13 protein-coding genes are annotated in these 14,628 nt (G+C 63.7%); all 13 read right to left on the reverse strand.

What is annotated here, in order from left to right:
• From pyk to prfA, 13 genes are read right to left on the reverse strand one after another with little or no spacing between them, the layout of a single operon-like run.
• Complete coding sequence (gene pyk / locus KAR29_RS07805) at nucleotides 1-1,752, reverse strand: pyruvate kinase (protein WP_274372445.1); 1,752 nt, start codon at nucleotides 1,750-1,752, stop codon at nucleotides 1-3.
• Nucleotides 1,739-2,017, reverse strand: a complete 279-nt coding sequence (gene mtrB, locus KAR29_RS07810; protein ID WP_407649471.1) for a trp RNA-binding attenuation protein MtrB — start codon at nucleotides 2,015-2,017, stop codon at nucleotides 1,739-1,741. Before mtrB ends, pyk begins: the two co-directional genes overlap by 14 nt.
• Nucleotides 2,018-2,048: 31 nt before the next feature.
• The gene (dnaE, locus tag KAR29_RS07815) at nucleotides 2,049-5,459 is read right to left on the reverse strand and encodes a DNA polymerase III subunit alpha (RefSeq protein WP_274372446.1); all 3,411 of its coding nucleotides are present in this window, start codon (nucleotides 5,457-5,459) and stop codon (nucleotides 2,049-2,051) included.
• Nucleotides 5,456-7,348, reverse strand: coding sequence for a DNA polymerase III subunit gamma/tau (gene dnaX / locus KAR29_RS07820; protein WP_274372447.1), 1,893 nt, complete (start codon nucleotides 7,346-7,348; stop codon nucleotides 5,456-5,458). Before dnaX ends, dnaE begins: the two co-directional genes overlap by 4 nt.
• 57 nt (nucleotides 7,349-7,405) lie before the next feature.
• On the reverse strand, nucleotides 7,406-8,485 hold the full coding sequence (locus tag KAR29_RS07825) for a M48 family metalloprotease (protein ID WP_274372448.1): 1,080 nt from the start codon (nucleotides 8,483-8,485) through the stop codon (nucleotides 7,406-7,408).
• A complete protein-coding gene (gene flgN / locus KAR29_RS07830; protein WP_274372449.1) occupies nucleotides 8,482-8,970 on the reverse strand; it encodes a flagellar export chaperone FlgN in 489 nt (162 codons plus the stop codon). Before flgN ends, KAR29_RS07825 begins: the two co-directional genes overlap by 4 nt.
• On the reverse strand, nucleotides 8,960-9,427 hold the full coding sequence (fliS, locus tag KAR29_RS07835; protein WP_274372450.1) for a flagellar export chaperone FliS: 468 nt from the start codon (nucleotides 9,425-9,427) through the stop codon (nucleotides 8,960-8,962). The genes flgN and fliS overlap by 11 nt, the downstream gene beginning before the upstream one ends.
• Before the next feature lie 52 nt (nucleotides 9,428-9,479).
• Nucleotides 9,480-9,986: an arsenate reductase/protein-tyrosine-phosphatase family protein gene (locus tag KAR29_RS07840; RefSeq protein ID WP_274372451.1), complete on the reverse strand. Its 507-nt coding sequence runs from the start codon at nucleotides 9,984-9,986 to the stop codon at nucleotides 9,480-9,482.
• Nucleotides 9,987-9,991: 5 nt separating this feature from the next.
• Nucleotides 9,992-10,441 (reverse strand): CBS domain-containing protein, encoded by a 450-nt coding sequence (locus KAR29_RS07845; protein WP_274372452.1) that lies wholly within the window; start codon nucleotides 10,439-10,441, stop codon nucleotides 9,992-9,994.
• A gap of 11 nt (nucleotides 10,442-10,452) precedes the next feature.
• Nucleotides 10,453-11,385 carry a 1-phosphofructokinase family hexose kinase gene (locus KAR29_RS07850; protein WP_274372453.1) on the reverse strand — a complete coding sequence of 311 codons (933 nt, stop codon included), beginning with the start codon at nucleotides 11,383-11,385 and terminating at the stop codon, nucleotides 10,453-10,455.
• 41 nt (nucleotides 11,386-11,426) lie between these two features.
• Complete coding sequence (gene trxB, locus KAR29_RS07855; protein WP_274372454.1) at nucleotides 11,427-12,632, reverse strand: thioredoxin-disulfide reductase; 1,206 nt, start codon at nucleotides 12,630-12,632, stop codon at nucleotides 11,427-11,429.
• A gap of 57 nt (nucleotides 12,633-12,689) precedes the next feature.
• Nucleotides 12,690-13,535 carry a peptide chain release factor N(5)-glutamine methyltransferase gene (prmC, locus tag KAR29_RS07860; protein WP_274372455.1) on the reverse strand — a complete coding sequence of 282 codons (846 nt, stop codon included), beginning with the start codon at nucleotides 13,533-13,535 and terminating at the stop codon, nucleotides 12,690-12,692.
• A gap of 2 nt (nucleotides 13,536-13,537) precedes the next feature.
• Nucleotides 13,538-14,611 (reverse strand): peptide chain release factor 1, encoded by a 1,074-nt coding sequence (gene prfA / locus KAR29_RS07865; protein WP_274372456.1) that lies wholly within the window; start codon nucleotides 14,609-14,611, stop codon nucleotides 13,538-13,540.
• Between the last annotated feature and the right edge of the window lie 17 nt (nucleotides 14,612-14,628).

Here is a 14,628-nt window from a genome sequence, read left to right on the forward strand (position 1 = left end):
CTAGTGCAGCTTGACCTTGCCCTGGTAGACGACGCCCCGCGTTCCGTCGACGGTGACGAGCATGCCGTCCTGGAGCGTCGCCAGGGCGTTCTCGGCGCCGACGACGCAGGGGATGGCCAGCTCGAGGGCCACGATGGCGGCGTGGCTCGTGAGACCGCCGTCTTCGGCGATGATGGCCGCCGCCTTGCGCATGGCAGGGACGAAATCGCGGTCCGTCTGGGGGACGACGAGGATGTCTCCGGGGCGGACCTTTTCCAGGGCCTCCTGGGCCGTCAGGGCGCGACAGACGTGGCCCGAGGCCTCCCGCTTCAGGAGGGAAAGCCCCTTGACGAGGATGCGTCCCACCGTCTGAACCTGGACGAGATTGGTCGTGCCGGGAATGCCGACGGGAACGCCGGCCGTGATGACAACGAGATCTCCCTCGCAGACGAAGCCCTTGTCGAGGGCGCTTCCCAGGGCGGCCTGGCTGGCCTCTTCGGCCGTCGGGGCCTCCTCTTTAAGGATGGAATAGACGCCCCAGACGAGGGCCATCTCCCGCCAGGTCCCCAAGGAGGGGGTGGCGGCGATGACGGGGCAGGAGGGACGGAACTTGCTCACCATGCGGGCCGTGCTCCCCGAGCGGGTGAGGGAGATGATGACGCGGGCTTTCATGTCCTCGGCGATGGATGTGGCGGCGTGGCTGACGGCGTCGGGAACGGTTACGGCCCCGAAGGAGCGGCTGCTGCCGCGCTGCCAGATGCGGAGTTCCTCCTCGGCGCGCATGACGATGCGCGTCATCATTTCGACGGCCCGGACGGGATAACGCCCCTTGGCCGTCTCGCCCGAGAGCATGACGGCGTCGGTGCCGTCGAGAACGGCGTTGGCCACGTCGCTGGCCTCGGCCCGGGTGGGACGGGGATTGCGGATCATCGAGTCGAGCATCTGGGTGGCCACGATGACGGGCTTGCCCTGGCTGCGGCAGACGTCGATGATGCGCTTCTGGACGAGAGGCACGTCCTCCGTGGCCATCTCGACGCCCAGGTCGCCTCGGGCGACCATCATCCCGTCGACCACTTCGGCGATCTCCTGCAGATGGGCCACGGCCTGCTTCGTCTCGATTTTGGCGATGATTTTGATTTTGCCGTCGAACTCCTCCACCACACGGCGGACATCCATGATGTCGTCGCGACTCCGGACGAAGGAGACGGCGATATAGTCCATATCGTGAGCCACACCCCAACGGATATCCTCGATGTCCTTGGCCGTCAGGGTCGGAACGGAGAGGGCGGCGTCGGGAACGTTGACGCCCTTGCGCTCGCCGAGCTCGCCGCCGACGATGACGCGGCAGAAGATGTCGGGACCGGTCATGGCTTCGACGCGGAGATGGAGCGTCCCGTCGTCGATGAAGATGTCCTGGCCGACGGAGACCTCCTGAACGAGCTCGGGGTAGCTGATGGAGACGCCCGTCTCGTCGCCGACGCGATCCTCGACGGACAGGGTGAACAGCTTTCCCTGGACGAGCTGAACGGGCCGTCCTTCCCGCAGGAGGCCGGAGCGGATCTCAGGACCCTTGGTGTCGAGGATGGTGGCGATGGGGCGGCCCAGCTCGGATTCGACGTGACGGATCTGGCTCAAATTCAACTCGTGCCCCTCGTAGCTGCCGTGGCTGAAGTTGAATCGGGCCACATCCATGCCCGACTCGGCCATCTGACGCATGATATCCAGATCGGCGCAGGCGGGACCCAGCGTACAGACGATCTTAACTTTCCTCATGGCTCCTCTTCCCTCCCTTGGCGGAACGTCCACTGACGACAAGCCCGTGGGCCGTGAGAATTTCGGCCCGGCCCCGGACCTTCATGGCCGACGTCAACTCCGTGAACTGCGAGATCCAGACCTCGCCCTCGTCAAGTTTCTCCGAATGGGCGAAACGGGTCTCATGGCCCCTCGTGAGTCCGATGACGGTGACACCATCTTCAAGAGCTCTGACGACGACGAAATCGCCCGATATGGAATCCATCCTTTCCGATCCCTCTTTCATGTCATTCCCTCTCCTTCGTTCAAAAGAAGGCCTATAGGACCTCGACAGCGCCCTGGCAGAGAAGATCGAACCGTTCCTGCAGAGGAGCCTCGACGTTGACACGGACGTCACGGAGCCCCACGAGGGCCGTGCCGCCGGGAGCGACGATTTCGAGCAACACGGGAGACCGTCCCGGAAAACCCTTGAGCTCGCGGAAAAATTCCTTGATGTGGCGGTCCTCGACCTGGGCCGGGGCGAATCGGATCCGCAGCCAGGGCGGCGTCTCCGCCTCGGCGACCTCGAGGGGCAGAACGGCATCGGCGATGAGGCTAAGCGAGCCGCGATCCTGAAGGCGCCCCTTGGCGATGACGACATCGCCGAGGGCGACGAGCCCCTTGACCTGGGGCCAGGAACGGGGGAAGGAGACGACTTCGATCTTGCCCTCCGTATCCTCGATTTCGAGGACTCCCATGGCATCCCCTCTTTTAGTATATCTTTCCTTGACCGAAGAGACTAATCCTCCGACAACGACGGGAACATCCTCGGACTGCCAGAGAGGCAGTTCCGCGATGGGACAGTTGACGAGGCGGTTCAATCTCGCCGCGTAACGGTCGAGAGGGTGACCGGAGATGTAGAGACCTACGGCCTCGAACTCCATCTCGAGCTTCTCCTGGGGGGGAAAGTCGTCGAGAGACGGAAAGGGGGGCTCCTCGCCAGCCTCGGGGACCACGGAGGAAAAGAGGGACCCCTGATTCTGGTCGGCCAACCGCCGCTGAGCCATTTCGATGAACCCCGGAAGGACCTCAATCATCTGACGGCGATTGCCGGGAAGAGCCGAAAAGGCGCCGGCCTTGATGAGGTTTTCGACGACGGCCCGATTGACGGTCCTCAGGTCGACTTTGGAGAGAAAATCCCAGAGGGAGCGGAAAGGCCCCCGTTCCTCCCGGCCCTTCAGAATGGCCTCGACAGCCCCTCCTCCCACTTTGGAGACGGCCGAGAGGCCGAAACGGATCACCTCGCCCACGACGGTGAAGTCGGCCTTCGATTCGTTGACGTCGGGAGGAAGGACTTCGATGCCCGTGTTGCGAACCTCTTTGACGTAACGGGCCAGGACATCCATCTTGGAGCCGATCTGGTTGGAGAGGAAGGCCGCCAGGAATTCGACGGGGAAACGGGCCTTGAGATAGGCCGTCTGGTAGCTGATGAGAGCGTAGGCGGCGCTGTGAGACTTGTTGAAGCCGTAGCCGGCAAAGACCTGGACGATATCGAAGATCTCCTCGGCCTTGGCCTTGGCCACGCCGCGGGACTCGCAGCCGCCGACGAATTTCTCCCTCTGCTGGGCCATGACGTCGATCTTTTTCTTGCCCATGGCCCGCCGAAGCAGATCGGCCTCGCCCAGGCTGTAGCCGGCCAGCTTGGCGGCGATCTGCATGATCTGTTCCTGATAGAGAACGACGCCGTAAGTCTCACCCAGGACGTCGGAGAGGTCGGGATGAAGATACTGGACGGGAGCCCGACCGTGTTTGCGCTCGATGTACTGATCGACCATGCCGCTCCCCAGAGGACCGGGGCGGTAGAGAGCCAACACGGCGACGAGGTCGGCGAAGCTGTCGGGCCGAAGGCGTTTGAGAAGCTGACGCATCCCCGCCGATTCGAGCTGGAAGACGCCCATCGTATCGCCTTTCTGGAGGAGCTCGAAGGTTTTTCCGTCGTCGAGAGGCACGTCGAGGAGATCGATCTTTCCCTTGCCGTTGCCCTCGATGTTGCGCAGACAGCCCTCGATGAGAGAGAGATTCTTCAATCCGAGGAAGTCCATTTTGACGAGGCCCAGCTTCTCGACGGGCTCCATCGAATACTGGGTGACGATCGTCTCGTCGCCCAGCCGCTTGATGGGAAGGATCTCCTCCAGAGGACCCGGGGCGATGACGACTCCGGCGGCGTGCTGAGAACAGTGGCGGACGATCCCTTCGGCGCGGGAGGCGATGTCGAGGAGCCTGGCGACGGCGGGATCGTCCCCTTTGAGTTTTCTCAGATCCTCGGACTGTTCCAGCGCTTCGCCGACGGACTTGACCCCCTCCGTGACGAGTTTGGCCACCCGGTCCACGTCGCCGTACGGCATGGCCAGGGCCCGCCCCACGTCGCGGATGGCGGCCTTGGTCTTCATCCGGTCGAAGGTGATGATCTGAGAGACCTTCTCCTTGCCGTACTTTTCGACGACGTAGCGGATAACCTCGTCGCGCCCCTTGTCGGAAATATCCGTGTCCACGTCGGGCATGGAGATCCTCTCGGGGTTGAGAAAACGCTCGAAGAGAAGATGATGAGGAAGCGGATCGATCTCGGTGATCCTCATGGCGTAGGCGACGAGGGACCCCGCCGCCGAACCTCGACCGGGGCCGACGGGAATATCGCGGTTTTTCGCGGCGTTGATGAAGTCGGCGACGATGAGGAAGTAGCCGGCGAAACCCATCTGTTTGATGACGGAAAGCTCGTACTCGAGGCGGGAGGCATATTCCTCCGTGACCTCCCGATCGCGGAAGCGGGACCGGAGACCTTCCCATGCCTGGCGGTCGAGGTGGGACTCGAGCGTCTCCCCCTGGGGAATTTCGAAGTCGGGAAAGAGATACTGACCGAAAGTCAGTTCGACACGACACCGCTGGCCGATCTCGACGGTGTTCGTCAGCGCCTCGGGGAGTTCGGTCCCGAAAAGACGCCACATCTCCTCGGGCGAGCGGAGGTAGAAGTCGTCGCTTCCGAATCGGAAGCGATTCTGCTCGTCGACGGTGGCGTTGGTCTGAATGCAGAGGAGGACATCGTGCCAGGAGGCGTCCTCTTTCCTCAGGTAGTGGGCATCGTTGGTGGCGATGAGGGGGATACCGGTCTTGCGCGAGATCTCCACAAGCCCCCTGTTGGCCAGGGCCTGTTCGGCGATGGCGTTGTGCATCACCTCGAGGTAGAAATTCCCCTGGCCGACGAGGTCCCGGTAAAGGAGAGCCCGCTCCGTGGCCCCCTCCATGTCGCCTTCCAGAATGAGCGAGGGAATCTCACCGGCCAGGCAGGCCGACCCGACGATGAGTCCCTTCGAATGGCTCGCCAACAGATCGTGATCGATGCGGGGCTTGTAGTAAAACCCATCCGTGTTGGCCACGGAGACGAGTTTGATCAGGTTCTGGTACCCCTCCTGATCGGCGGCCCACAGGCAGAGGTGGTAGTTCCGCCCCCTTTTGTCGCGGCTTCTGTGTCCCTCGGGATCGACGTAGATCTCACAGCCGATGACGGGATTGACGCCTACCTTCCGGCAGGCCTCGTAATGCTCGACGGCGCCGAACATGGCGCCGTGGTCGGTGACGGCCACGGCGGGCATCTCCCAGGCCGCGGCCTGAGCGGCCAGGTCGGCACAGTGGATGGCTCCGTCGAGGAGGCTGTATTCGCTGTGGACATGCAGATGAACGAAGGGATGGTTCATTCCTGAAGCTCCTCCTCATCAAGGCTCTCTTGGGCGACGAGCGGCTTTTCCTCCGATTCGGCCGCCGCCTCGGCCCTCAGGACGAGAAGGTCGCCGCTCGTCCAACGAAGAACGCGCTCGACCTGGGATTCCAAAGCGGATTCCGACCTCCGCGGCGACGGAGCCCCCTCCGCCTGGGGAGACTCGGCGGCCCGTTCCCCCTCGTCGGATCGTCTCCGTCGATCCTGGGGGATGAGGAAAGGACGCGCCTCGTCGCCCTCGTCGGCCTCCTGGACGACGAGGGGGCGAATCTCGTCGCCGACTTTGAGACAGCCCTCGCCGAAGCCCGCCTCCTTCGCGGCGAGGGCCAGTTGACAGAGGCCGCGAGGCGCGGTGAGGACGGAAAAGGGAAAGGGTTCCTCTCTGGGGACGGAGATCTCCAGGATCCCCTCGCGAAGATCGACGCGACAGTGAAGCAGAGAGGCGGCCAGAACGGGATCGCGGCGGCCCAGTCTTTCCCTGAGAGCCTCGAACGTGCCGGGTGCTCCCGTCTCGGCCGTCGTCCTTTCCGAAGAGGGCTCGGAGGGACCGATCTCCGGCAACGAAGGGGAGAGCGCCCGCTCGGCCCCGCTCCGATCCGGGTCGGATCGGAGCCCCTCCCGCTCCGGACCGAAATTCGCCGGAAAAGGGGGCGGAAAGGGCCCGGACGCCGAGGCCGACGAGCGAGGGACATCGGGAGGGGCCATAGCCCCTTTCCTCCCGGATCCGGGCATTTCGCCGCTTCCCTTTTCCTCCGACGACCGGGGCAGGCCGACCGAGGTCCTGCCGCTCTCGGCGAGGGAAACGGAAAGCAGGCCGGCGAGGACGTCGCCGCGAAGCCCCAGCCGCGCCCTCCCCATGAGCTCCTGACAGAGTCTCATGGCCCTCCAGAGCCGCTCCGCCGACCATCGCGACGCCTCTTCGAGAAGATATTCCCTCTCGGGAGGGGCCAGATCGAGCTCGGCCAGGACCTCGCCTCCCCAGTTCCGACAGACCCAGAGATCGCGGAAGAGAAGGAAGGCCCCGTCGAGGAGGCGCTCCGGTGAGACGCCGGAGGCAATCATCTCCCGGAGTTCTCTGTCGGCCTCGCCGGGCCTTTCGGGGAGAAGGGAGACCCAACGCTCGAGATCGACGCGCGTGCCGCCGCCGGAAAGGGCCCGCAGGGCCGCCAAAGACAGGCGCCCTTCTCCGAAAGAAAGGGCCTGTTCCAGAAGGGAGAGGGCATCGCGGAGGGCACCGTCGGCCTGACGGGCGATCTCCCAGAGGGCCTCCTCCTCATAAGGGGTCTCCTCCTCGTCGCAGACGCGGCGAAGTCGCTCCAGAATGCCCGCCACGGCGATGCGCCGGAAGGGAATGTGCTGACAGCGGGAACGGATCGTCACCGGGACTTTCTGCGGCTCCGTGGTGGCCAAGATGAAAAGGACCTGTTCCGGAGGTTCTTCAAGGGTCTTGAGAAGGGCGTTGAAAGCGGCCATGGAGAGCATGTGGACCTCGTCGATGATATAGACCTTGACGGGCGAGGCAAAGGGAGCCAGAGCCACCTTGGCCTTAAGCTCCCGCACCTCCTCGACGCCGTTGTTGGAGGCGCCGTCGATTTCCATCACGTCGAGGCTCTCTCCGTCGGTGATGGAAAGACAGCTCCGGCAATGCCCGCAGGGCTCCGCCCCGCCCTTCCTCTCGGAACAGTTGACGGCCTTGGCCAGAAGCCGGGCGAGAGTCGTCTTGCCGCTCCCTCTCGGTCCCGAGAAGAGGTAGGCCTGTCCCGTCCTGCCCGAAAGGAGCCCTCGGACGAGGACGGCGACGGCCGGTTCCTGGCCGACGACGTCGGCGAAAAACTGGGGACGATAACGTCGATAAAGGGATAGGTACATCAAAATCCTCCTTCGGTGGCGATGGACGAAGGGGCGACTTTTTCTTGACGAAGAGGGTCACAGAAGATAGTCGGCGATGGGATGAAGGCTTTTGGCCCGAGCGAGCCCTTCGATGAGACGGCGGCGAAAGGCCTCTGGATCGACGGCGAGAGGGAGGGGAATCCGATTGTTGCCCAGCATCAGGAAGGGATCTCCCTGACTCGTCCTTCCCGTCCGAATCTCATAGGGAACCGTCTCCAGCTGAAGCCACCGGCGCAGGGACCGGGCCAGAGATTCCAGCTTTGTCCTGTCGCCGGTCGTGCGGCAGATCTCCTCTCCGTCGAGGCAGAGGAGGAGGGACTCCCCCTCCTCGACGAGAGTCGGGCGGAGCAGATTGAGGGCCTCCTTGCGGTGGAGGGGCCAGCCACGGCTTCGGATGGTCGACACGAGATAGGCGATGCGGTCGCGATAGTCGGGGTGACTCTGATAGATGCCGGGATCGACCCAGGGACGACGGAGCTGTTCCTCCTGAAGCCTTTCCAGAAGGGTGACCATGCCCGCAGGAGGATACCCCGCCTCGACGACGAGATCAAGTCCCCGCCGGTCGGCCTCCTCTTCCAGATCGCGGCTGTAGGCGTTCATGACGGCGACCTGGACGAGGTTGGCCGCCAGGAACGCTCCCATCGTCCCCCCCGTGGCAAGCGTCACGGCCAGGCCCAGGACGGAAAGACGCTCGTTGCGGGCCACCTGGACGAGAACGTGTCTTCTTTCGGCATGGGCCATCTCGTGAGCCAGAAGACCGGCCAGCTCGGCATCGCTTTTGACGAAGGAGAGCATCCCCTCGGTGACGAAGAGGATCCCTCCCGAGAGGGAAAAAGCGTTGAGGTCATCGGCCTCGACGAGACGGACTTCGAAGGGAAGGGCTCTCTCGGCATGAGGGACGAGCCTGGACAGGATCATGTCCAGGCGGGCCGTCCTGAGGGGATCGTCGAGGCGGGGCCAACGCTCCTCGACCTGAAGGGCCGTCTTCCTGCCAAGGGCCAGCTCCCGCTCGGTGATCTCCTCAGCAAAGGCGGGGGTGGCAACCGCCACCCCCGCCGCAAGAAAAGCCAGAGCCAGAAGGGCCACACACAACCCTTTCGGCACCGCATCTCTCATCGTCGCATCCCGTCCCCTTTCATGGGGCCCAAGGATCCCGCCTTGGCGTAGCCGATAAAGGCCGCCTTTCCCTTCTGAAGCTGGAGGAGCTGGCTCCGCAGCTCTTTGATCTGTCCTTCGAGGAGCTTCTGTACCTTCTCCTCGCGCTCCAGGAGGCGGGCAACGGCATCTCGGATGGTCCTGATGGACGTCACGAGACCATTATACCCCGCTTCGCCCAAGACGTCGGAGAGGTTTTCCCAAAAGGACATCTCTCCCGGACTTCCCTTGCAGCCCATGGCCCGGCACTGACGATCCCACTCCTCGCGGAGAAGCTGCTGGCGGGAAATGACGCTCTGTTTCTCCTGAAGGCAGAGGAGAAGGGCCTCCATGTCCCCCTCTACGACGGTCTTCTCCTCCTGCAGGAGCAGATGGTCGAGCTCCTCGTAGAGGGCCGCCTCCTGCCGGACCAGCTCGTCGAGTCGCCTCTCGAGGTCATCCGGCAAAGTTCAACCCTCCCGCCTGCATCTGAGGTTGGGCCTCAGATGCCCGCTGTTGGGCCTGAAGAGCGGCGATGGCCTCCTGCCAAGTGGAACGAAGCTCTTCGAGCATCTGACGGACGACGACGATCTTGTCGCGATCCCTGGCGACGTTGGCCTCGACGAGCTGGCCGTGCATGAATTCGTAAAGGGCCATGAGAGACACCCCCACCTCGCCGGCGACCTCGGGACGGAGGGTCACCATCAGCTCTCTGATCACGGCCTGACCGCGTTTGAGTTCGTCGTTGACTCTCTCGGCATCGTTCTCTTCCATGGCCCGCTCGGCCGAGAAACAGGCTCGAATGCCTATATCGTAGGTCAGCAGGAGAAGCTGCTCGCGAGAGGCCGTCTGCACCTGATTGATACGATAGGTCTCCTGCGCCCGAGACCGGCGGTTGTCCTGAGCCGACAGTCGTTCTTCCATATTGGAGCGCACCTCCCCTCGCTATCCTTTTCGGTTCTTTCGGGTCAAAACCTTACGGGTCGGCGATCGTCATCAGAAGACGATCGATGAGTTCCTCCAGCAGGGCGGCGGCATCCTCATAGTCGGCCCCATCGCCGCCGAAGGGATCTTCGATCTCCAGGAGGGGAGAGGGACCGCCTCCGGCCTCCGACTCTCTCTCCTGCCCCGAGAGTGTCCGTCCGGCCGCCTCGGACAAAAGGAAGATTCTCTCCCGGAACTCGGGATAGAGACGGCGCAGGGCGTCGCGCTGCGCGAGGGTCATCGTCAGGACGAGACGGGCCATCTCCACGTCGTAGGCGGACAGGGGGCGGGAGCGGTGCCCCTCCAGACTCAGTCCCCTGCGGGCCACGACGGAGCGGGCCAGAGGCGTGGCCTCGTCGCCGGCGAAAGCGGCGACGCCAGCCGAGGCGACCTCCCATCGCCCGTCCATTCCCCGCCTTCTCAGCATCGCGTCGGCAAGGGCGGCAGCCATGGGGCTGCGGCAGGTGTTGCCGCCACAGACGAAGAGAAGCCTCTCCATCTTCTTCAGCGACCGTCCGAGGCGATCATGATCCGTTCAAGAAGATCGGTCCTGTTGACGACGCCGACGAGAACGCCGTCGCGAATGACGGGGGCCCTCTTGAGGTTGTTCCGAATGAGCGTCATGGCGACGAAAAAGTCGCTGTCATCTTCGCTGAAAGAGACGACGTCGCGATGCATGAGGCGGCTCACGGGCTCGTTACGGATCTTCTTGAGGCGGGACTGGAACTGGCCGAAATCGGGAATGAAGGAGGGGTCCTGAATGTACTCGAAATAGCCGGGAAGGGCGGCCTTGACGATGTCCTTCTCGCTGATGAAGCCGACGACTTTCCCCTCCTCGTCGAGGACGGGAACGCCGGTCAGACGATGACGGGCGAGGACCTCGATGGCCGTCGCCAGCGTCGCCTGCTCCGACAGGGCCGTGAGGTCACGATCCATGACATCTCCTACGCGCACGACGACACCTCCTATTCGAGCCTTTCCACGTGGACCTTTTCGAGAAGATCTTCGACGGCCTTGCGGCTCCTGCAGCCCTTCTCGACGTGCAGCGCATTCTCCCAGGCACAGGCAAGGGCGAAACGGATCGAGGCCTCGACGGTCATCCTCTCCAGATGGCCCACCGTCAATCCGGCCATGAGGGCATCGTCGGAACCGAAAAGGGAAACGATCCCCTTCCTCCCGAACTCTCCGAGGAAAATGCCCTCGGGGGTGAAGAAGACATCTCCACAGGTACGGTAATTGGCGACGGCCCACAGGACGCCCCGTTCGTGGAGTCCCGAGACGACTTCGATGAGGTTGTCGAGAGAGTTGAGGCGGACGCCGGCGACGCGGGACATGAAGCGATGGTCGACCTTGGCGAAGGAGGGAATTCCCTCGAGACCGGCCATGAGAGGCGCCCCCGCCGCGTCGATGAAGGTGACGACGCCCGCCTCCCTGGCGAGGACGATGAGCTCCCTGTAGATATCCTGAGGAACGCCGGGAGGGAGAGAGCCGCCGAAAAGGACGCAATCGGCCCGTTTCAGGAGCCTCTTGTAATTGATGAGGAAACGGCCCAGGGCCTCTTCGGTGATGTAGGGCCCCGCCTCGGCGACGCCCGTCTCGACGTGGCTCACCTCGTCGACGACGTAGACGTTCGTCCGCGTCTCCCCCCGGGTATGGACGAAGTTGGTCGTCAGCCCAAGGCGTTTGAGGGAGTCTCGGACGTACTCGCCGTTGAAACCCGCCAGGAATCCCATGGCCGCCGAATCGTAGCCGAGCTGTTTCAGGACGAGAGAGACGTTGACGCCCTTGCCTCCGGGGCTCCTGTCGATCTTCGTCGCCCGGAACCAGCCGCCGGGCGCGAAATCGGGGACGACATACTCCTCGTCGATGGCCGGGTTGAGCGTTACGGTGACGATCAAGGCAAAGCCTCCTTACGTTTTTGAGGAGAATCTTCAGGCGATCAGCGTTCGAGGGAGCGGTCGTATAAAAGACCGAGGTCGCCGGGAACGGTCACATGCCGTCGGGCGATCACCTCGCCGCGATGGAGCAGAAGGGCCGCAGGGAGGCTTTCGACGCCGAGCTTTTCCGACATACGGCGGAAGCGATAACCGTCGACGACGACGACGGCGCGCCCCCTCTCGGCGGCCCAGGCCTCCGTCGCCGAGGAAAGACGCATCTGCTCTTCGTCGATGGAGGAAAAGAAAAGGGCCACCACCTCGTCGGGCTTGAGGAGCAGGCCGTCGAGATACTGTTCCTCGGAAACGGCCGAATAGGCCGACATAGCGGCAACGGCTCCGTCGGCGGCGGCCGTGACGACCTGGCGGAGGGGCTTTTCCCTCACGTCGCCGGCGGCGAAGACGCCCTCCTCGGAGGTCTCCATCTTTTCGTCGGTGACGATCCATCCTCCTCGACTCCGCCGGAGCTGTCCCTCGGCGAGGAAACTCACGTTGGGCTCGGTGCCGACGAAGACGAAGACGCCTTCGACGGGAAGATCGGAGATCTCGCCCGTCCTGACGTTTTTCAGGGTGAGACTCTCGACCATCTCCGTGCCGTTGACCCTCTCGACGACGCTGTCGTAGACGGGAACGATCTTCTCCGAGGCCAGGGCCCGATCGACGGGAATCCTGTCGGCACGGAAGGCATCGCGACGGTGAACGATATAGACCTTGGAGGCGAAGCGGGTCAGATAGAGGGCCTCTTCGACGGCCGTATTGCCTCCCCCGACGACGGCGACCTCGACATCCTGAAAGAAGGCGGCGTCGCAGACGGCGCAATAGCTCACGCCGCGGCCGATCAGCTCGGCCTCGCCGGGACAGCCCAGACGGCGGAAAGAGGCGCCGGAGGCGATGATGACGGCTCCTGCCTCGATGGGTCCTTTCTCCGTGACGACGATCTTTCTGCCCTCACGGACCTCGAGGCCCTCGACGGCCACATCGCGGAACTCGGGAGCGAACGTGGCGGCATGCTCCTTGAAGGCCCGTCCCAGGTCGGCTCCCGTCGAGTGGGGAACACCGGGCCAGTTCTCGATCTCGTCGGTGATGTTGATCTGGCCTCCGGCCAATCCCTTCTCGAGGATCAGAACGTCGAGACCCGCTCGCCTTCCGTAAATGGCGGCCGTCAGGCCGGCGGGACCGGCTCCGATGACGACCAGTTCCCTCTTTTCCATGTCTTTATACCTCCTTCACGATACAGGCTTTCCGTTCCATCGTCCCATTTTAGCGCCTCAGGAGAGACGCTTCCAGGCGAGGACGCGGGGCCTTCCTGCAAGATCGTCGATCTGGGCGACGTTTTCGAGCGAGGGGGAAGCCATTTCCAGAAGGGCTTTTCTCTGCGCCTCTCCTCCATGCTCGACGACGAGGAAACCGCCGGGGCGAAGGGCCCTTGCGGCCCAGGGAAGAAGTCCCCTATAGGGATCGAGACCGCCACTCCCCCCGTCGAGGGCCCTCGACGGTTCGTAAAGTCTCACATCGTCCATGAGATCCTTCAAGTCCTCCGTCGGGATGTAGGGCGGGTTGGAGACGACCAGCCCCAGGCTCCCCTCCTTCAGGGAAAGCGCGTCCAAACGGGCCTCGTGAAGGAGAACGCAACGAGAGAGCAAGCCGTACTCCTTCAAATTGGCCCAGGCCCAACGAAGGGCGGAGGGCTCCGCCTCGACGGCGAAGCCCTCCGCTTCGGGGCGAGAGTGAAGCAGGGACAGGGCGATGACGCCGCTTCCCGTCCCCCAGTCGAGGAAAGGGCCTTCGCTCCAGAGGGAGAGAGAGGTCTCGACGAGGATCTCCGTTTCGGGCCGGGGAACGAGACAGCCGGGGCCGACGCGAAGATCGAGATCGCCGAAGGAGGCCCGTCCCAGAATGTAGGCCATGGGCTCTCTCCCGAGACGGCGAAGGAGACCTTCCCGAGCCCTGTCGAGATCGGAGGGAGGGAAGGTCTCGTCGAGGTGGGCCAGCAGAAAACCCCGATCGCGACGGAGGATCTCGCACAGGAGAAGGTCGGCCTCGTGAAGGGGGCGATCGATGCCGGCCGAGGCGAGCTCCAGGACAAAAGACCTGCGTAAGGAGCCGATATCCACGGCTACCCCTCCAGGTTCTTCAGTCTCTCGGCCTCGTCGGCCGTGACGAGCGCATCGATGAGTTCGAAAAGATCCCCGTCGAGGATGGCGTCGAGCTTGTGGAGCGTCACGTTGATCCTGTGATCGGTGACGCGATTCTGGGAGAAGTTGTAGGTCCTGATCCTCTCCGAGCGATCGCCCGTCCCGACCTGCCCCTTGCGCTCGGCGGCCATCTCGGCGTTCTTCCTCTGGAGCTCCCTGTCGTAGAGCCTGGTCCTCAGGAGGTTGAGGGCCTTGACCCGGTTTTTGAGCTGGGAACGCTCGTCCTGGCAGGTGACGACGACGCCCGTCGGCAGATGGGTGATGCGGACGGCCGAATCGGTCATGTTGACGTACTGTCCGCCGGCCCCGCTGGCCCTGTAGGTATCGATCTTGAGATCTTCCGTGCGGACCTCGACGTCGACCTCCTCCGCCTCGGGGAGAACGGCGACGGTCGCCGTCGACGTGTGGATGCGACCTCCCGACTCGGTGACGGGAACGCGCTGGACCCGGTGGACGCCGCTTTCGAACTTGAGAAGGCTGTAGGCTCCGTGACCGTCGAGGCGCGCGGCGATCTCCTTGAGACCGCCGATGCCGGTCTCGCTCGTGCTGAGGACCTCCACCTTCCACCCCTTGCGCTCGGCGAAGCGGGAGTACATGCGGAAGAGATCGTGGGCGAAGAGGGCCGCCTCCTCCCCGCCCGCTCCGCCGCGGATCTCGATGATGACGCTCTTTTCGTCGTTGGGATCCCGAGGCAGCAGAAGAAGGCTGAGACGGCGCTCCATGGCCTCCATAAGAGGCTGAAGGCGATGGATCTCCTCCCGGGCCAACCCGGTCATATCGGCGTCGCCGCCGTTGAGGAGCTCCCGGGCCTGGCCCAGTTCCTCCGAGGCCTGACGGTACTCGCGGTAAACCGCCACGAGGTCGGTCAGGTCCGAATGGCGCTTGGCCAGCTTCTGGAGCTCGGCGGGATTGCCGGCCACCTGAGGCAGGCCCATGCGATCCTCGAGTTCCATGTAGTTTTTCTCGATCTCTTCCAGTTTTTTCATCAGGTCCAAGGATTCATCACCTCGAG

This window comes from Aminithiophilus ramosus, from assembly GCF_018069705.1.
Taxonomy (GTDB): Bacteria; Synergistota; Synergistia; order Synergistales; family Aminithiophilaceae; genus Aminithiophilus; species Aminithiophilus ramosus.